Source organism: Hymenobacter elongatus (genome assembly GCF_004745955.1).
Lineage (GTDB): Bacteria > Bacteroidota > Bacteroidia > Cytophagales > Hymenobacteraceae > Hymenobacter > Hymenobacter elongatus.
The window spans coordinates 32,884-52,912 of record NZ_SRLD01000010.1 but is presented as its reverse complement, the minus strand read 5'-3'; the positions used below and the strand labels follow the sequence as shown (position 1 = coordinate 52,912).

Sequence of the window (20,029 nt, the reverse complement as noted above, 5' to 3'; positions counted from 1 at the left end):
TGAATAGTCAGAAAAGTATCCTCATGCTGAGCGCAGCCGAAACCTTGATTACCCATCCTCCACTCCTTGTATTGCTGGTATGCCCATCCGTGAAATACTGCAGCTTGGCAACCCGGTGCTCCGGCAAATAGCCACGCCCGTTGCTGATCCGACGTCGGCCGAAACCGCCCGCATCATCACCGATCTGGCCGATACCGTGGCCCACTGGCGGGCCACCACGGGCTACGGCCGTGCCATTGCGGCTCCCCAAATCGGCGAGCTACAGCGCATCGTGCTGCTGCGCCTGCCCGGCCACGATATCTGGCCGCTTATCAACCCGTCCATTATTGACCGCAGCCCCGAGAAGCTGGTGGTGTGGGATGCGTGCCTGTCGTTTCTCGCCATTTTTATGCAGGTAGAGCGCCACGCCTGGATTACGGTCCGCTACCAGGACCCGGCCGGCCACTGGCACGAAACCCGGGCCGGCCACGAAGACGACCTGGCGGAGCTGCTGCAGCACGAAATCGACCACCTCGACGGCGTGCTATCTGTTGACCGGGTAGTGGACGTGAAGTCGATTTGTACCCGGGAGGAATTTGAGCGCCGGTTTCGGGCCGATAGTCCGTACGGGCGGTAGCGCCGGCAGTTATATATAATATGATAAAGTCAATTTATTTAGTGGAACAGTCAGCTAACCCTTATGCCATCATTGCAACTTACCGACTCGGCTCTCATTCATACACAAACAAATAACACGCCTTTAGTTTAAATTAAAAAACGCGAAAATATAAATATCGCAATACAAAATATTCACAAAAAGCCTGTAAAATTTGATTTAAAGACAAATTATATCCTCTCTGAACGACCATTAAATACAGTGGAATCAATGGAACAATCTTTTGATAAGTAGAACAAAATTACATTTTCCCCATTATCTACTTCAACTCGATTGTTCCTAAATTTATATCTAAAATTATCTGTATTTGGATCTAAATCTTGGGTGAACAAGATTAAATCCGACTCGAAACCTTCGGGTTCTCCATCGTGTTGCTTAATCTTTTCAATATGACGCATTTTATACTCCAGAGACGCATTCATTCTCTCAAGAAAATACTTGGAAAAAAATCCTGATTTTTGCAAAAAATTTAGATAATTACTTTTTTTCAATCTATCAACTATATAAAATCTATTTGCACTTTCTCCTGTACTATCGCTTTGAAACACGATACTATTAGCAAAATAATTTACTGTATCCTGTACACCTAAATACCACTTATAGAAAGATTGAATATTTGTTAGACATGGCGTTGCGACATCACGGCTTACATCTTGATTTCCAGCCCCTTTATTCGAATACTCCGATTGACCCTTTGCAATTGATGTATCCTTTATAACACTCTTTGACTCAATTTCAACGGCGTTATTGCTTTGCCTATCAATAGACTCACAGCCTGTTACCAAGCTGACTAAGCATGCTATTAGTGCTACAGTGGCTTTCATGTTTAGGTACATTCTACTTAAATCTAAGTTGTGAAAGGGTGTATGTCTTTCCAGTAGCAGCTGATGAGCCAGTCATCATACCAGTTTTTGGATTCATATACAACATATTCGAAGGTGCAGTTCCTCTAGCTCTGTCTAATGTTCCAACATCAGAGAATCTAATTCCGATACGAGTATTCCCACTAACTGCAAGAACAAAATGATCCGTAGTTCCTTCGTTGTAACCAGCATTATAGGTGTGATGAACTCCTATCATAACTGGGGTACCATTGGCTAAATACTCGTCCAGCTTTTTCAGGCCTTTTGCAGCACCAGGTACAAGCACTAATCTACTGTTTGCCTCCTTTGTGATGTACACCCTACTTGCAGGCACATAACTGACCATCTTTTTAACTGTATTACAGCAGTTTGTCCAATGAGGCTTCTGTTCTCTGTACTGAGTCTTCCAGGGTATACTAGGTACTGCTAAAGCATTTACAAAGTTGGTAGGACTTGGTGCCCGCGCCCCTACTACTGCAACTTCACCAAGCGAGTGGCTCCACGAACCGTTGAAATATATATAAGCTTGCTTTGTTCCAGGGTCTATGTAGGTTTGCTCGTTCTTGGGATTGGCAGGAAACGTTGGGTCTGAGAAACCGCCGTCGGGGTCAATCATATTCACGGGGTCATTACCCATTCCTACATAAGGCGAATGAAATTGCCCCATTGGGTCCATACTCAGCCAGCGGCCAATACGGGCATCATACATCCGTAGCTCAAAATTATCGTAGCCGGTTTCCTCATCAAAGCGGGTATTCTGGCCTTGGTAGCCGCGGCCGTACCCACGCATATATTGCCTGGTCCAGCTCAAGCCCTCATTGCGTTGTCCGTAAGGATAAAAATGGTTCTCGGCTACCAGAGTACCCACCTGGTGTTCGATGCGCATATCATCGAAGTAAACGGGCTGAGCATCAAAATTCTGCAGCCACACTTCCAGTTCAGCGGGCTCTTCAGTATCTATGGTCACGCTGAGGTTCAATGGCTGCCACTGTCCCTCGGCTGCGGGGGCCACGCGCGCCGTGCCTTCCCGAACAATACTACGGTCGCGCACCAGACGAAGTGTGTAGCGCAGGACAGCGTTAGGAGGAAGAGTCGTAGGTGTCATTGGATCGACTTTCGCGGCGGCACCATAGGTTTTAGGCTGGCGGCCTGTGAGCGGAATTGCCACCCCAACCGATACTTGACTCAACAGGCGCTGCCATGCGGGCAAGGCTCGGGTACTGCCAGATTCAGCTAACCGTGGCTGCGGCTGTACGAGCAAGGCGGCGCTAGCCAAACCAATGGCCCGGACGTTTGGCACACTTGCTCGCCCATTGATAACGCCCCACATGGATGGATAGCCCGCCCACACTTCCAGCAGCACCCGGTCGCCGGGAGCTACGGCCAGTTTCTTGCCCGGACCTATCTGAGCCGACAAGCGCATGGAGTAACCGGTACCATCGGGAGTATCACCGCGAGCATACAAGTTGCTACGTACCTGGTCGTAGGTCGTGGCATTGGGCGTTGGGAAGTCTTTCTTCTCTTGGTCAGCCTGGCCGTTTTCCATCGTCAAGGTATACGGAACGGTGCGCGGGGCCTGAAATACCACGCGGGTATTCCCCAATTGGTCGTTCAATTCGTAGAGTTCCGCTCGCACCTCTTCATTGCGGGGCTGCCGCACTACTCCCACACGGGTAGCGCCATACACAGGCTGCTCGGCTAAGCGCAGGATGTTGGTCCCAGGCTCCACATAGTACGAGGCAATTTCATTACCATCGACGTCGCGAACGTATTCTGTGGTCTCGGCCACTTGTTGCGCATTGTACACCGTTTGACGGATGCGCTGACCAAATTCATCATAGTCATAATGAGCAATTAGATCGGTAGTGGCCTTGGCAGCGGTCCGGTATACATCCGTTACTTTACCCGTCACATCATAGTTAAAGTATTTGGGCTTACCGGGCTCCACCTGACTGGTCATTTGCCCTAAAGCATCATAAGTATACTCAAGGACTGGTAAGCCAGGACTCTGGGGATTATAAACTCGCGAGAGTTTGTTGGTATTACCGATATACTCGTACTTGATATTCATCAAATTAGCCCCCACCCGGTCGGTGCGGCGTAAATCGCCGAGATTTCCGTTGGGGTCGTACGTAAGCCCTCCTTCTTGGTAGCGGCCCGCAGCATCAGGAATGAAGCTGGTATTCCCGCCTGCACCCGGAGTAAGCTGTCCGTAATCGGCCTGAATAAGCTGGCCACGTTCATCATAGCGATACCCGTATCCGCTCATGGCCGTTGGGCGGCTGGAAGTGCGCCATACCTGTGCCCGTGCGGTACCGTCGAATCGATCTGGATGATTGCCACTAGAAGTGAAGCTGCCCTGAGTACGGCGGGCGGAGTAGTAATCGCCAGCGTAATATTCGAGTTCCTGACTAAACAGGTCAGGGAGCATCCCGGAAGTGGTAGGTCCATCGGTGGCTGGGTCGCTACCTGGCTGTAAGCCATTGATGGATTTGAGCCACCCTTGAGCAGTATACAGGTAGTCTACCCCTTGTAACCCACCAATAACCGCACGCTTCAGGGGACCATGCAGATAATAAGAATACGAAGCCTGAAGCTTACGAGGCTCGGTTTGATTAGTCGGGTCGGCGGTATTAGTGCGCACTTCACTAAGTCGCTGATCCGGATCATAACTGTAATAATGGGTGAAGCGGTTGGCCGCAATATTCTTCTGGTAGCAAACCGATAATACGTTATCATTCAAGTCGTAATCATAGTCGAGAGTATGGGCAGCCTGATTAAACTGTTGCCGCACCACCCATTTCGTGCGCCCCTGCTCATCATAGCTGAACCAAGTCTGGGATACTGGTGCAGCATTGATTCCCTGAGCAGCAAATGTGCTGTATTTGCGCGTATTCGATACTCGTCCGGCTAGGAATTCCTGGGTATAAGTTCCGCTTAGACCAGGTAGAGATAGCGGCAGGTCATAACTGGTCAGGACTACATCTTGACGGGGATGTTCGAGTGCGAAGCCGCCCCGAGGATCTACACTTTCCAACACAGTCGATGATTCGGCAATAGTAGCAAAATAGGCGCTACTAATTGGGCGGCACTCACCCGCCTCCACCGGCCGACCAGCGTCGTCGTAATTGGTATAAGAAAAGTAACCAAGCGGCTGTTGCTTCGCGTTCTGAGAAAAACGCAAAGTACCATCGACGCGATAGTAGTATTTCGTGCGGCCTGCGTCTGTTTCATTCATTGCACGCAATTGGCCGCGCACGTCGTATTCGTAGCTAGTGAAAAAGGGTAGTCGGCTTTGATACAACTCCTTTGCATCTGATTCGGATAAGGCCCGATCATACACTCGGCAGTCATCCAGCAACCCCTCACTGGGCTGTCCGCCCGGGCCAGTGCCAAAAGTGAAGTACCGCCACGTTTGTGGAGCGGTCATCCCCTGCTTTACAGCTAGCAACTGCCCATCTTTATACAAGCGGCCTTCGCCAGCATTGTAAGTGAAGGTAAACTGCTGCCAGACGTTAAGTGCAACGGTGTTGGCACCCAGCACAATTCGACTTCCTAAATCGGTTCCTACATAGGCCTCACCGTTCCAGTCTGTGTGAAACATAAAGCCGCCCCACCCACAGTCTGCGGCAACCATCTGGTTGTATGGAAAGCGTTGGTAGGGTTTGGTCCACCAAGACACGGTGAAGGCCGATGGCTGCCAGGCAACCGGGACGTACAGATAGCTCGAGCCAGTCAGTTCCAGAGCACCATTGTTGCTGCCTTCGCTAGGTTTCCAACTCCACGTACTACCGTTTAAAGTTGCGTGTTTTCCGTTACCCGAGGCGTCGGCCGCAATGTTCCCAGATGCCTCGTCAAACGGCAGCCACGCAACGAGCCCTGCCGTAAGACTAGGTGAAGTAGGCCCGGCAACCGTTGATGTACCAATTCTCAGCAGCTTCTTGACCCCATTAGGAGCCAAACTGCCTAGGAGTTGACCTTTTTGATTATAGAAACTGTAGGATATATCCTGGTAGTCGTTGGTATAGCTCAGACTTACAGCACCCTGAATAATGCGAACCTGATAAAAGCCTGCTGGAATAGCAGATCCATTTTTGAATGTTGTCGTAACATCAGCTCCCGTGATAGTATTTGTGACGATATAATCGGAGCTGGTAATCAGAGGGGTAATAGATGTCTTACCGGTTTCAAACGTATAGAAATTAAAATAAGCATAAGCCTCCCTTTTGGTAGGTAGCAGTTCGTACATAGAATTCCAGCTTATTGGCTCTCTAGTCGTTGCATTAAGGATACGACCGGTCGTTATTCGAAAAGGCTCGTTGCAATAGATTCGACAGGAACCAGCGCGGGCACTTAACGTTGCGTTAAAGTCGCGGGCATGGCCGGCAAACAGGCGAACGTAGTTTTCATCATAAACCACAATATCAGCACTGGCCTCAATTAGTGGATTTTCATAAATCTCATTCGTAGTTTTTACGAAGCAATAAGGCCAGCCTACTTCTGCGGTATTAGTTACACTCAGCCAATCATTGGACCGGCCGGGCCGGGCGACCATGAGTGCGTGGCCTTCCTTATCTTGAAAAGTAACTACTTTCTGGCCGTTAGAATTGATACTTACCTGCTGGATAGTGGCGGCGCTTAAGCTGGCAGGCTGTTCGCCTGCCACTGAGGCGGGGAAGTATCGGCTCCGCAGCTGAGCATAATTCGTGAGTTCCGCCCGCACGGAGAAGCTGCCCTGCACGTTTTCCCTGCCCTGCCCCATCCGGAACACCTCACCTACCCCAGATGACCGGACTACGCCCGTACTACCGTCGGCGGCTTCCTCCATGCGCGAGTAGGGATATGCTGTGACGGCAGTGTTGGGCTCTAGAGTATTATTAGTGCTGTAATACCACCCTAGAGTGCCCGGGGTGTTCCCCCCCACGGCAACAGGTCCATTGAGAGTGCTGCCCGAATCAAAATGATTGTGATTGTAAGGAAGTGACGCAGTAAAGAAAGGACTAACAAATCGAGGCTTGTAAGTAAAATCGACATCCGTGATAGGAGCCGCCAGCGTAGTACCAACCGCTTGATCATAAGCACTGAACAACGGCTGGGTGGCTAGAATCTTCCCCTGCGAGATATTTCTGGTTTGCGATTGAAGCAACCTGCCTGATAGGTCAAAATAGGAACGGGAGTTGCTGACTACACGGGCTCCCTCATCGTAGCTTTTGTTTTCTATCCAGCTAAGATTACTAGGTCCTACTTCTACTCGAATAGCGCATGGCTGGGAGTAAACAGGAGTTTGCTGACACGCAAAGAAATAAGACTTAGCCCTGAATAAAGTAGTTGTTGTCAGATTACTAAAGTTTATTTCTTCTCCGGTGTCAGTCATATCCTCCCACGTGATACCACTGTTTGTAGAACGTTGCCAGTTGATGATAATTCCTCGACTATCGGCGAGCGTTACCGTTCCTTCATTGGCCCCGAACAGAACATCACGTGAGCCAAGTGCCACGCCACCGGCGGAAGCTACATCTGTTACTTGAATCGTAATCGTTTGCTCAGCAAGCGGCACGCCACCACAAGCAATAGGCTGCGCTTTGTACGTGGTCGTGCTGGTTATACCAGAAAAATAGCCGAAGAAGTCGGGACCAAACGACGATGTTCCCTCAGCTTGCCAAGCCGTTCCATCCCATCGAAACCAGTTGACCTGCTGAACACCTGAAGACCCAGAATAGCCAAGCATAAATGCCTCGTTGGGGCAGATTTCGTTTTGCAGGAAGAAATTGTAATACGAGAGGTAAATACCGCCAGCCGTGGGGGGAATAGTGGTAAAATTGGTGAGAGAAGTGGTTCCGCAATATACTGAGTAGGAGTAGCCATATTCAGGATCATACTCTTCGCCTTCTATACTCACATCTATCTGACGTACTGGGGCAGCGCAATCCCAAGTGACAGTAATTGTTCCGTAATTATCGTTTGTACTAATAACCCCACCCGCTACCGACCAGCTATAGCTGGGAGAATTACAGCTATAGCCTGTATAGGAATAGCTATAGCTTTGACCTGGTACGATATTAGTTTCGCCAGAAATATCTTGAGCACTTGCCGAGTAGGCAAATCCCAGGATAAGTAGCAATAACAAACGCGCATAGATGTTCCTCATAAATTTAAAAGTTATTACCCGTTAAGGAACAATTACTTTACTAACCAATTCGCGCTGCTTGCCTTCCGCATCTGTTACCCTGACTCGCATCCAATAAGTGCCAGCGGCGCTATACGTATAGGGAAAAGCAACACTACTCACAGTAGTATAAGCAGTGCCGCTTCCGGGATTGTACTGAATGACACGGTTGCTACTCAAGGCAGCGGGAAGAGATAAAGAAACTTGCACCGTTCGGGAATTGGATGGTGGCGAAACGGCAAGCGTTATGCCATCCAAAGCCGGGCGGCTTAGCCCATACTGGTAGGCAACCTCATTGACCAGTTTTGGCTGATATTTGAAGGTCTCCCGGTAAGTCTTAGTTAAGCGCCCAGCAGCATCATACTCGTAGCGCGTGTAGAGATTATTATTATCGAGCAAGTGCGTGACTTTCCCTGTATGCTTATCGTAAACATATGCCGTAGTTTGAGCATCAATGGGCTGAAAACGAAAGTCATCCAAGTACACATTAGTCGTCGGACTGCTGTTGTAGCATCCTACGCGTAATGTCTGGTGGCCTGCTCCAATTGGAGGAATTGTCAGTTCCAGCAAGTACCAACCATTCGCTTGTTTTTGGGTATTACCGCTGACAATACTTCGCTCGACACCATCAACCCAGTAATATAGTTGAGCTTCAGGTCTGTTGCTCCACACGCTTGCCCTGTACGCCTTGGCAGTTTGCACGGAAGCGATAGGCACATCATAGGACATACCATGTTTTTGAGGCTTCAAAAGCAAGCTTTTAATTCCGGTATGTACAATGGTAGTTGTCTGACTGGCATCAGTTTCTATTGCGGCATCACTAGTAGCCCAATCGGGCCACACAGCTTTTATTCCACCATTTATCGTTTCGGAGACAGATCCAACATCTTCCAGTCCGGTGTAAGCCAGTTCATTATAAGAAGCTGGAGCACCTGATAGTAAGACGCGGCTTCGGTCATATCCCTTTTTGGTGGCGGCGTATTTCCCGTTTATGTCAGTAGCCTCCAGAGCAGCGGAAAAGACGTCATACAAAGTTACTTGTGAAGTTTTTTTCCAAGGAGCTACTGCTCCCCCTGTAAAGAAATCGGTGTAGGCACCTGCACCAGTCAGAGGAGTGAGACCATCAATGGTGGAGTTGATGGGCAGCCACGAATATGTTGCCTGTGGCCGCCAGACACTCGTTTGTACGTCACGGTATTCAGGATTGAATACCGCAGTACCAAGTACAGGCACGGAAGTACTCCAAGTTTGAGCAGTAGCTGAAAGCAATCCTTGTTTATTGCCTTGAGCATCTACTTTGAATTGAGCGGAACCAGCGCTTTGCGTCAACATATTGCGGTTGCCGTTAGCACCCATTTTGGGCCCGAGGGTCGGGTACTTACGATAAGCAGGCGTACTCTCACTCAGCATACGGTTGCCGTAGCTGTCCGTAGTGAGCATACTCGTAACCTCGCCCGATAAGAAGTCAAACTGTCTATTTTCAGTTGTTACGCTAGTATTCGTTTTGTAATCAGTAGTAGTAGTGCCCGTCAGAATTACTGGATACGTCTTTCTACTACTCATAATTACTTTACGGTCGTACTGAAATTCGTTTCCCGGAATTTGAGTTTTGCGAGAATCCGCGAAGGTCTCCTGCACCATGCCGATATAACCATATTGGCCCAACTTAGCCGTGTAGCCAGAACTATTCAGCGTAACATTGGCCCCTATACCAGCATTGGTAAATTCATCATGCAGGTAATGGTTAACTGTTTCACTCAGTTTCACCAAATTTTTCCCCGACGCAGATGTCCTGCCCGATTCATCGGTAGAATAATAAGAAGTACGCCGTTTTAAGCGTCCCACGCGTGTGGTAAAGTCGTGGATAGCAACTTCCCGAGTCATTACTCGATAAGGCTTGCTACTTGTTGGTGCAGCTCCTGATGTATAAGTAACAGGCAACAGGCTAACCATATTGGGTTTAATTACCTCAAACTGATAGACTGTTGTTTGCGGCAATATCTTCTCAGTCTCATTAGCTCGCTTGATTTCATCACGTACCGTAACGTACTCATACATTACACCAGGAGCTGGTAAGATACGAGTCAATGATAGAAGAGTCGGAAGGGTGCTGTAGTAGTTTATCTTGTATGCTTTGGCAGTTGTCGAAGCAGCAGCTCTGGCAGATGACATTTCATTAGAATTCATTCCACCATGAGTCGATGCTGATATGTAACCAGCAAAATCAGCTTCATTAACAGGCAGGTAAGAACCCGGTTCATAACTTGTCACACCCGAAGGCAACTCATTATTTTCGTAGTTATAACGAGTTGTTTTATCTAAACCGAATGTACTTACAGAAATATTTTGCACTCTTAACCCACCTCCATAATTATTATTATTACTCTCCGAAAGCTTCACATGACCGAGGTACAATTGTTGCCTAGGAATATTAGTTGCTGGCTGCCATAACTGCCCAGTATCATCCCTAACATATATAATATTGGAGCCTAGACTGGAATTTAAATCCTCTATCTGAGTTATAGTAACTGGAACGTCATATACTCCTCTAAAATTACGCGAAGGATCATTGGGGGTGAACAAGCCAGAAATCATTACCCGTTGCCCAACTTTAAAAACAGAGGAAGCAGGTACGACCAAGCGATTACCAAGGGCAATTCTTCCAGTGCTAGAAGCTGGAGTATGGTTACCCGTTGAAGCGGCTTGCCCATAGCCGAAACCAGCTATCATGTTAGGGCGTTTTAGCAACTTCGCTTGGTATTTATCTCCTTCATATTTGACCTTAAGAATAGCTCCCAACGGAGTTTGAATACTACGCAATGACCACACGTCCGTACTCTTGGCCGAGACTTCACTTGTTGCTCTGCCCATGGTCTCATCAAAGCCAGACAAACTGGTCAAGTCTGTATTAAAATCACTTTTGAACATGCCCCACATGTCATAATTATCCTTGGAATAGGGAGGGTTCTTTGTAAGTGAAGCAGTGTAAGTCCCTGAGGGAGGGCTATAGCCAATATATCTGGCTAAATAATGAATACCCCCCTCACTCTTCACCAAAGCGCAGCAAACGCGGCGTCCGTTAGCAATAAACTCGAGTAGGTCGCCCTCACGAAAAGGATTTTCATCTCCTAGCATGACATATCCCTTAGAGTTTATGACCTCACCAACTGTAATGCTGGTACTAGATTTTTCCTCTTGGGACAACTCGTAGCCAAACTTGGTAGGTGGCATCGCACCATTACCACCTAATCCAAATGTCTGTATTTGGTTTAGAGTAAGCTTGCCAAACAATGGTGGTGTGTTAGAAACAGAGGTAGAAGGACTCGATAAATCAGAGGAGGTATAAAAAGTCCCTGTTTCATCCCAGCTATTCACAGTACCCGGGCTTAACGAGTAATTATATGAGAATACAGTACTATTTATTGATTTTACTGTAATAGATGAAAGAGAGGCTACGTCAGCAACATCTAAGATATTCTCCCCTAAAAACCGTCTTCCACTCGTACTAAAACTCACCCCATTAGAGGAATAAGCAACGTTATTAATATTGTAGGTAGTAGCCTGATTTTCAACATTAGCTGGCACATCTTCATTTTTGAGCGTAATTACTTTGTCTAACTTTAGTTGAATCGCAGGGTAAGCACACCTCCAATAAGGGTCTCTACAACCTCCTCCCCCAGTGGGGGTACACCCTATTGCGGGAGTCACAGCGAAAGGCCTCGAACCTCCGTTGCCATCAGCAGCACCTTTACCATCCGCTCGAAATGATTTCACGAACAAAGCGGTGTGAGTTCGAGTTGCAACAGAATTAAGATAGTATAGCTCTTTCATGCCTTTTGAATAGCTTTCAAATGAGGCATCTGCGTCACGATGGTATCCTTCAGATGGGTTTCGCCATTTGTAGTCAGTACTCCATTTGCCGTAATTGAATACCGCCCAATAACCCCAGTCGCCCTGCCCTGCTAAGCCGTCGTTATTGATATCCACATAGTCAGGCCCGGTTACTGCGGTTAAATACCACGTATAAGCATACTTCTGAGGTTTGGAGAGTCTGTTGTAGGTCAAATTGCTTCCACTACTTCCAACTTTCTGCATATAGAACAGCTCGTTGAATGAATATACAGGTAAGGCATAATGGTAGGTAACACCACTGGCATTAGTGACCGAAAATCCGCCTATTTGGCTGTTGTTGTCCCGTGCAAAACCTTTGGCTGACTGATCAATAAATCCTGTTACTTTTGCTATTCCGCTCTTTATTTGTTGGTTAGTGTAATATTCTATTGATTTTGAGCCCGCAATACGATCATTGGAAGCATCATACCCAAGCGTATTGTTCTCACCGTGCTGGGCCTGGTTGTCAAAATTATATCTTACATCGTCATAGTTCTGCCCACCATAAGAATAAGGGCCACTGGTCAGCGTACCAGTACTAGTTTGCCGGTATTGATTAGAAAAATCATTTTCGAAGCGAAAAAACGCAGGCTTGTTATCCCATGGCAATGGATAATCGATAATATGATGGCGACTACTCACGTTAGGCACCACTTTATTTTGGCTGTATAATGCTGCCTGATAGACATAGGGTCTCATAGAGCCAGCTATTCCCTGACCAGAAACCATATAATTATCATAATCTGCGAAACTACCACCCAACAACCAGTTGGGGTCGGGATGCTCGTATATGTTCGCGTTTTCGGGATCCGACAACCGATAAGTATCGAATGCCTTATTATCAAAAGTGTAACTCGAAGTTGATGAATTCCAAACGTTAGGCGTAAACTGCTTGGGAAAGTATATACTCCCACTGGCGAGTACATCCACTGTTTCGTCTGACCAATAGCGCACATCACTTTGCCGCAAATTCACTGACCCGCCAGGGAAGGGAATAGATACCCCAAAGCTTGAAACCTCTGTTTGAATTATTCCCGCTCTACCACTCTCCACCATTGCTGACCCGCCTCCAACTGATAACGACGGAGTTGATGACCCGGAATTCATAGAAACCCCGAGGATACTCGCACTCATTTTGCTTGCTTTATCGCTGTATCCTAAACCAGCGTTTACACCAAAGCCACCTGACGTACTTGCACTTACTCCCAAACTGGCTGATACATTACCGGCTACAGCAACCGAGACGCCCACTCCCACTCCAGCACCTGAATTACCGTATCCATCTGTATATACACTGGCACTAGCGCCTATCGATGCGGGCCCCATTTCGAATGAACTACCAATACCTATATTAGTTCCTACTCCAAAGCCGCGGTACGTGTCTTGCGAGAAAGACAAGCCAAACGATACGCTAGCGGGGGTGCCGGGAATACCGACTGTGACCCCAACAGAAGTAGTGCTGGTTTGCCCTCCCGACCAATAGTCACGGCGCGTCTGAGTTATATTCTCATGGTCGTCGGCAAACCCATTAACATTACGATTGATAGCACCTGGATTCAGCGACCAGCCAAGTCCTACCCATGATGCCTCCTCGTTGGGCTGGATACCCGCGTGATAAGACAGAGCGAGAGGATAGCCCCCCTCAGGCCCAGGCACTTCCAGTAAGGGAATGTTGTAGGTAAAGTCGCCAGAGGCCAAATCAACCATGTCGGTGGTATCGACCGGCTCAAAGCTGGTTGCTTCGGGAACCGTGGGGCCAGAGGTCAAGGCATAGCTTGCTGCTGGAGCGACTAGCTGGGTGACTACTTCCAATAGTAAGAAGGAAGCAATGGCTTTTATAATTCTGGGCCGGTAGAGGAATTTCATATTCTACTAATATGTCGCGCAAAAAATAACACTACTTAGGAGTACCTGCCATTGTAGCCGTTGGCTTGAGCGGCGGGATATCTACAATGTCCTGGTGTTCGAAAGGAAAGGACAGATTTCCCATTTGGAGGCCAAACTCTTCCAAGTGAAAGACAACCGACGGGTGCTTTTCTCCCGCTGATGCTGGAAAAGCGACTAAGATGCGGGTGCTCGCGCCCATACCGTAAGTGCGTTCCAAAATCGAATTGCTGGGCACTAGCGTGTCACCGTCTGCGGTGGTCAGCCTCATATATTCCTGAGGCCTAAAAGCCAACGTTTGCAGCAAGGAGCTGTAGGCTGAAAAACCGCGCGCTGGATCAAGCACTTCCGCGCCTTTTCTGCTGATTGACAATAAATAGTATTGCGACTGGTGCCTATCCAACAGCTTGTCTTCTCTGTGATAAGGCGCGACCAGGGCGGCGGGGCGATAGGTCACTTCAACCGTTAGCTCGCCGGCTTCCTGCTTTCGAGTAAGGCCATTTGCGGGATTCGCCAGGTAGTGGTCCAGTTCGCTCGTGGTCAGCTCGTTCGTGCAGCCAGCGAGCTGTAGCAGCAGTCCAACCAGTAGCGTGAATGAATGCTTCATTACTTGCCTTTGGCCTGTATATACTCTTTATTTAACTCGGCTACTACTTCATCCGTCAGGTCGAGAGCAGGCCGAGCATAGGCGATAGTACCGGCTTGAGACGCCAGCAATATCAGATCATAGTCATGGTCTTTTCCGTAGCGGGTCAGAAAAGCGTTGACAGCTGCTAATATCTTCTCGTTGGACTTAGCCTCCTCACGCTGTGCGTTCTGCTGTATGGCTCGCTGGTACTCGACAAACTGTTTTTGCTTGGATGCTAACAACTGGCGCGACAGTACTTTCTCCTGTTCCGACATGCCAGCGGCCTTGCGCTCATACTCCTTAATGGCTTGCTGAACGCCGGCAGAAAGCGTGTCTACGTTGTTTTGCCAGCCCTGAAATTTCGCCTGGTAAACTTTGCGTCCATCAATCATGGCCTGGTAGCTATTCAGCATTTTAGCAGAATCCACATAGGCTATAACTGGTGGCTGCCGATAGAGCAGATAGCCTACAGCAACAGAAAGAACAAACAACACAATAGTAACTAGTGCTTTCAAACCTTTGAATCCTTAGCGTTAGATATAAATATGCTTGTTCAAACCGCAAAGAAAGAACATATTCTGCGGCATTGAATGCACAATAATAAGCAATGTAAATTTACCGATATAACTTAATTTCAGTGTGATTATGACCCATACTCTTTCGACCAACTATACGCTCATTGGATGCTAAGTGAATATAGCATTGATTATCAGCAACTTCCAATACTAGTACTCTCAGCCGCTGCACTTGCCCATAAGGTTAAGGCTGTTACCCGATACAGTCACCGCCTAAATAGAATTCGTATTGTAGATAGCCAACCGGCTCTCGTAATCGGTACCACGCGTTTCTGAATATCCTCACACTCACGAGACTGAACCCTAATATCGAGCTCCTATCAGATTCTGAATAACCAGCAATGATAGAGCAAATAAAATTTAAGACACTGATTATATTTACCTTATCACATTTTTAGCAAGCAGTTATGGGGCACCTCCGGCCTAGCTACTACCACGAATTTGCACCTGTTACCTCACCATAACAATTGGTTGACGCGGCACTAGTAGTGCTTGTTTCTAGCCTGGTTTAACGCTCCCTATATAGATACTTCCCTACATTTAGAGCATGGCAACAGGAGGAGTAGATGTACGCAAGGCTTGGCAACTCTTACGCTATACTTTCCTGGGCTCGTTACTTCTGCTGTATCAGAACATTCAGGCAGCAGACACCACTGACTCCGATGGCAGTGTCCGGCTGGTAGATCGGCAGGGGCGCGTCTGGGAAGCCGCCGCGCCGGGCCTGCTGCTGACGGACGGGCCGCGCCGCACCCGCTTCACGACCCGCAACGGCCTGAGCAACGACACCGTGACGGCGCTGGCCCAGGACGACGCCGGTCAGATTTGGGTGGGCACCCGCGAAGGCCTGCTGCGGTACGACGGCGCGGCTTTTCGGGAAATGACCTACACTCAGGGGCTGCCCAGCAAGCGGATTCACCACCTCTACCAGGCTCCGCAAGGCCCGTTGTGGGTAGCCACGGCAGAAGGGGTGCTGCGCTACACCAACCGCCGTTTTGGGGCCGTGGCCGCGTTGCAGGGCCGCGACGTGCGCTTTGTGGGCGAGGCGGCGCGCCAGTGGGTATTTATTACGAGCCAGGGCATCGTGCGCCTACCGAAAGAGCAGCCCGTGAGCTGGGCCTGGCTCGGCTGGCTGAGTGGCGGGCTCGTAGCGGCGGGCGCGGGTGCCTGGGGCGTGCGCAACATGCGGCGCGGGCAGCGGGTGCAAACGCAGCTGGCCCAGGTGGAACAACGGGCGCTACTGGCCCAGATGAACCCTCACTTCATCTTCAACTCTTTGCAGTCTATTCAGAAGTACATTCTGCACAACCAGGCGGAGGCCGCCCAGCACTACCTCACCCGGTTTGGTGCCCTCATGCGCCTGATCCTGGAACAGTCGCGACAGCCGCTGCTCACCGTGCGCGACGAAGTGCGGATGCTACGCGGCTATCTGGAGCTGGAGGCCTTGCGCTTCGAGGGCCAGTTTACCTACGACGTGGTAGTGGAAGACGAGACCCTGCTGGCCGAGGAAATTCCGGCTATGCTGCTGCACCCGTTCGTGGAAAATGCCGTTTGGCACGGCTTGTCGCACCACACGGGCCAGGGCCATATTGAGGTGCGCTTTGCCCGCGACGGTGCTTACCTGACAGCCGTGGTGCAGGACAACGGCATCGGCCGCCGCCGGGCCGCCGGGCAGCGCGGCACCCACGCCGGCTACCCATCCCGGGGCTCGGCCATCGTGGAGGAGCGCGTGGCGCTGCTGAACCGGCAGGCGCGCCGCCCCCTCACGATTCAGATTCTGGACCTGACCAGCGCAGACACGCCACCGGAAGGCACCCGCGTCGTGGTCCGGATTCCGGCCCTGCATTCCTGAGAAGCTGACAGGAAAGTCGGCAGAAACCCAGTTGCACGTGCTATTTTATCTTCGCTGCGCCGCCGTTTATTCCCTACCATTGCGGCAGAAGCACTTCGCAGGCTCAGAATGACAACACGAGCAACCTTCTCCCTATCCGCTTAGCCCCAGGCCGTACCCGTGATTCGCACCATACTTATCGATGATGAAACCAACAGCCGGGAGGCGCTGCGGGCCCTGCTGGGGCATTATTGCCCCGATGTAACGGTGGTGGGCCAGGCCACGTCGGCTGAGCAGGGCGTGCTGCTGCTGCGCGAGCAAACGCCCGATCTGCTGTTTCTGGACGTGGAAATGCCCCTGGGTTCGGGGTTTGACTTGCTCGACGCGCTGGGCAATGTACCCTTCGACATCATCTTCACCACGGCCCACGACCGCTACGCCCTGCGGGCCATTAAGTTCTGCGCCCTCGACTACCTGCTCAAGCCCGTGGGCGTAGCCGAGCTGCGCGAAGCCGTGGCCAAAGCTCAGCGCCAGAAAGCACCCGTGGCGGCTCAGCTGACCACGTTTTACGACAACCTGCGGGAGCGCAACGGGCCGGCCGGCAAAGTAGTGCTGCCCACCATGCAGGGCTTCGAGGTGGTGGAAGTAGCCCGCGTGGTGCGCTGCCAGGCCGACGACAACTACACCCTGTTCGTGCTCGAAGGCAAGGAGAAAATACTGGTCAGCCGCACGCTGAAGGAATACGAGGAGCTGTTCAGCGACTACGGCTTCATCCGCATTCACCAGTCCCACCTCATCAATGCGGCCCACGTGAAGCGCTACATCAAAGGCAGCGGCGGCTACGTGCAGCTCACCGACGACTCTATTATCGAAGTGTCGCGCCGCAAAAAGGACGAGCTGATGAAACGGTTTGGGGCGTGACTTTCGGCACATTCGGCCACTGCCGCCCGAAGCCAAATGCCGGACCGCCAGTTGTCTTGCCATGAAGCTCTAAGTCAAGCTTACCGGATACTCGCCGGGGCTGACCACTTACTCATTGTGCCTTTCAGGAGCGGGAGAATAGGTGGACGTTTGTTCCAGTAAAGCGCCATTGGCTGCTATGTTTCACAGTAGCCTTTACAACCCTTACCGGTAAAAATGAAGAACATGACGATGAAAAAAAAGGCCCTGAGATTTACAAAATGGACGTTCTTTGCATTTATTACAATTTTCATATTTAAAGGGTGTATTCCGACAAAGTTGGCTATGCCGGCTATTCAGCCCCGTGCAACCACTCGCTATTGGGAACTACCGACGGGTTCAAAAATTGCCTACACACACCTTGCAGGCCAAGGTGTTAAAAAACCGTACCCCATTATCTATTTGCACGGTGGTCCGGGAGGATACGTGTATACTAAAAACATTGAAACGCTGGGGGCACTTTCGGCCTTCGGGTACGATGTGTATTTGTATGACCAAGTAGGATGCGGCCTTTCGGAAAGACTGGACAAAGTGAAGGAATACACCGCCGTCCGGCATCAACAGGACCTGGAAGAAATTATCAAGGTGTTGGGGGTCGAAAAGGTGATTCTGGTTGGACAATCCTGGGGTGGTGCATTGGCAGTATTGTATGCCGCTGACAACCCCTCCAAAGTAGATAAAATAGTTTTCACGTGTCCGGGCTCGATTAAGCCAGTGAATGAAGCCTTGGAAAAAGTGAAAGCACCCGACAGTCTGGGTTTAAAAGAGCCTTATAGCCCTAATGCCAAGGTGCTGCCCATCGTTCTTAATCCACGGTATGTTTCCATCGGCATGTGGGCAAGGTTTTTTGGGGTAAAACTTGCTTCGGATAAAGAAGCCGATGGCTACTTAACCAAGATGGCCTTTGTGTTTACGAAAGGTCTTGTTTGCGATAGCACCCGTGCCTTGAAAGAAGAAGGGGGTGCAGGCGGTTATTGCAATTTAAATACGAGCGTCAGCTACGGTGATTTAAAAGACCCAAGAATCAAGTTGAAAGACAATAAAATTCCCGTTTTGGTCATGAAAGGCCAGTGCGATTACATTTCCTGGGGCTACACGAAAGAATATCTGGATTTGTTCAGCAACAGTAAGCTGACGTTAATACCTAATTCAGGCCATCAGATTTTTGCGGAGCAGCCGGAGTTATATGCAGCGGAGATTAGACGCTTTTTAGCCCATTAGCCTCTGCTAAGCTGTGACTTATCAGGCCCCGGCCGAGCGGCGGCGGCGGCTTGAAAGACAGCTTCTGTGAGAGCACTGCCCTTGACCCGTTGAAGGAGAAGTGCGAGCTCAACGAGGCCGCCATCGGCCCGAGTTGTCTTGCGGGAAAGTGTTTCGGACAGTAGTCGGGCAGCAGTCCAAACAGTGCAGTTGGAGCCGTCGTGCCGTCAGCTCGCTCTAGCCGCTAATCAGGAAGCTCGCACGACTATTCCCCATCCTCAGAACCACGCCAAGACGACTTGGCCTTGCCCGGGGCCGAGGTCAGCCTAAGCCAAGCCGACCGAATTCTAGCTGGCGGCTACCACTTACTCATTCTGCCTTTCATTGCCGCGCGGCCTGATGGATGTTTGTCCTACCAAACCGCGTGGCAGCTGCCACGACACCACCCCTTCACCCCCGACCCGCATGGAACTGACCATCAAAAATCTGTCGAAAACTTACCCCAACGGGGTGAAGGCGCTCGACAACGTGAGCCTCACCATTCCGCAGGGCATGTTCGGCCTGCTCGGACCCAACGGCGCCGGCAAAAGCTCGCTGATGCGCACCATTGCCACCCTGCAGGCCCCCGACAGCGGCAGCATCCACCTCGATGCCATTGACGCGCTGGAGGATAAGATGGCCCTGCGCCGGGTGCTGGGCTACCTGCCCCAGGAGTTTGGGGTGTACCCGCGCGTGTCGGCCGAGGATTTGCTCGACCACATGGCGGTGGTGAAAGGCATCGTGCACCGCGGCGAGCGGCGCGACACGGTGAAGGCCCTGCTGGAGCAAACCAACCTCTACGAGGTGCGCAAGCGCAGCATCAGCACGTTTTCGGGCGGCATGAAGCAGCGCTTCGGCATTGCCCAGGCCCTCATCGGCCAGCCCCTGCTCATCATCGTGGATGAGCCCACCGCCGGCCTCGACCCCGGCGAGCGCAACCGCTTCTACAACCTGCTGAGCGAAATCGGCGAGAACATCATCGTCATTCTGAGCACGCACATCGTCGACGACGTGCGCGAGCTGTGCCGCAACATGGCCATCATCAACCAGGGCCGGGTGCTGTTTGCCGGGCAGCCCCAGGCCGCCATGCACGAGCTGAAGGGCCGCATCTGGGAGCGCACCATCGAGAAAGCCGAGCTGGCCGAATACCAGCAGGAATACGCCGTGATATCGACCAAGCTGCTGGCCGGGCAGCCGCTGCTGCACGTGGTGGGCGACGACCTGGAGCCCGCCGGCTTCCAGGCCGTGGAGCCCAGCCTCGAAGACGTGTTTTTCTCCACCATCCAGGGGAAAGCCGCGCAGCCTCAATCTACCCTCGTTCACGCCTAAGCCCGCCCGCT

At 50.6% G+C, this 20,029-nt stretch carries 10 protein-coding genes; 5 read left to right on the top strand and 5 right to left on the bottom strand.

From position 1 onward, the window contains the following. The first annotated feature begins 79 nt into the window (after positions 1-79). Positions 80-616, top strand: coding sequence for a peptide deformylase (locus E5J99_RS06760; RefSeq protein WP_135496965.1), 537 nt, complete (start codon positions 80-82; stop codon positions 614-616). 209 nt (positions 617-825) lie between these two features. Here the strand turns inward: E5J99_RS06760 and E5J99_RS06755 are convergent, their stop codons facing one another. From E5J99_RS06755 to E5J99_RS06735, 5 genes are read right to left on the bottom strand one after another with little or no spacing between them, the layout of a single operon-like run. Then, entirely contained in the window at positions 826-1,479 is a 654-nt protein-coding gene (locus E5J99_RS06755) for a hypothetical protein (RefSeq protein ID WP_135496964.1), read from the bottom strand. A gap of 13 nt (positions 1,480-1,492) precedes the next feature. Further along, positions 1,493-7,666, bottom strand: coding sequence for a LamG-like jellyroll fold domain-containing protein (locus E5J99_RS06750; RefSeq protein WP_135496963.1), 6,174 nt, complete (start codon positions 7,664-7,666; stop codon positions 1,493-1,495). A 21-nt stretch (positions 7,667-7,687) separates the two neighbouring features. Further along, entirely contained in the window at positions 7,688-13,441 is a 5,754-nt protein-coding gene (locus E5J99_RS06745; RefSeq protein WP_135496962.1) for an RHS repeat domain-containing protein, read from the bottom strand. A 31-nt stretch (positions 13,442-13,472) separates the two neighbouring features. Further along, complete coding sequence (locus E5J99_RS06740; RefSeq protein WP_135496961.1) at positions 13,473-14,066, bottom strand: hypothetical protein; 594 nt, start codon at positions 14,064-14,066, stop codon at positions 13,473-13,475. Beyond that, the gene (locus tag E5J99_RS06735; RefSeq protein ID WP_135496960.1) at positions 14,066-14,602 is read right to left on the bottom strand and encodes an OmpH family outer membrane protein; all 537 of its coding nucleotides are present in this window, start codon (positions 14,600-14,602) and stop codon (positions 14,066-14,068) included. Before E5J99_RS06735 ends, E5J99_RS06740 begins: the two co-directional genes overlap by 1 nt. A gap of 607 nt (positions 14,603-15,209) precedes the next feature. On the opposite strand from E5J99_RS06735, the gene E5J99_RS06730 reads away from it, so the two are divergent. The 4 genes from E5J99_RS06730 (at position 15,210) to E5J99_RS06715 (ending at position 20,018) form a co-directional block, all read left to right on the top strand. Beyond that, a complete protein-coding gene (locus tag E5J99_RS06730; protein WP_135496959.1) occupies positions 15,210-16,511 on the top strand; it encodes a sensor histidine kinase in 1,302 nt (433 codons plus the stop codon). 159 nt (positions 16,512-16,670) lie between these two features. Beyond that, positions 16,671-17,411: a LytR/AlgR family response regulator transcription factor gene (locus E5J99_RS06725; protein ID WP_135496958.1), complete on the top strand. Its 741-nt coding sequence runs from the start codon at positions 16,671-16,673 to the stop codon at positions 17,409-17,411. Between the two features lie 216 nt (positions 17,412-17,627). Further along, complete coding sequence (locus E5J99_RS06720; protein WP_135496957.1) at positions 17,628-18,671, top strand: alpha/beta fold hydrolase; 1,044 nt, start codon at positions 17,628-17,630, stop codon at positions 18,669-18,671. A gap of 444 nt (positions 18,672-19,115) precedes the next feature. Further along, positions 19,116-20,018: an ABC transporter ATP-binding protein gene (locus tag E5J99_RS06715; protein ID WP_135496956.1), complete on the top strand. Its 903-nt coding sequence runs from the start codon at positions 19,116-19,118 to the stop codon at positions 20,016-20,018. Positions 20,019-20,029 lie beyond the last annotated feature (11 nt).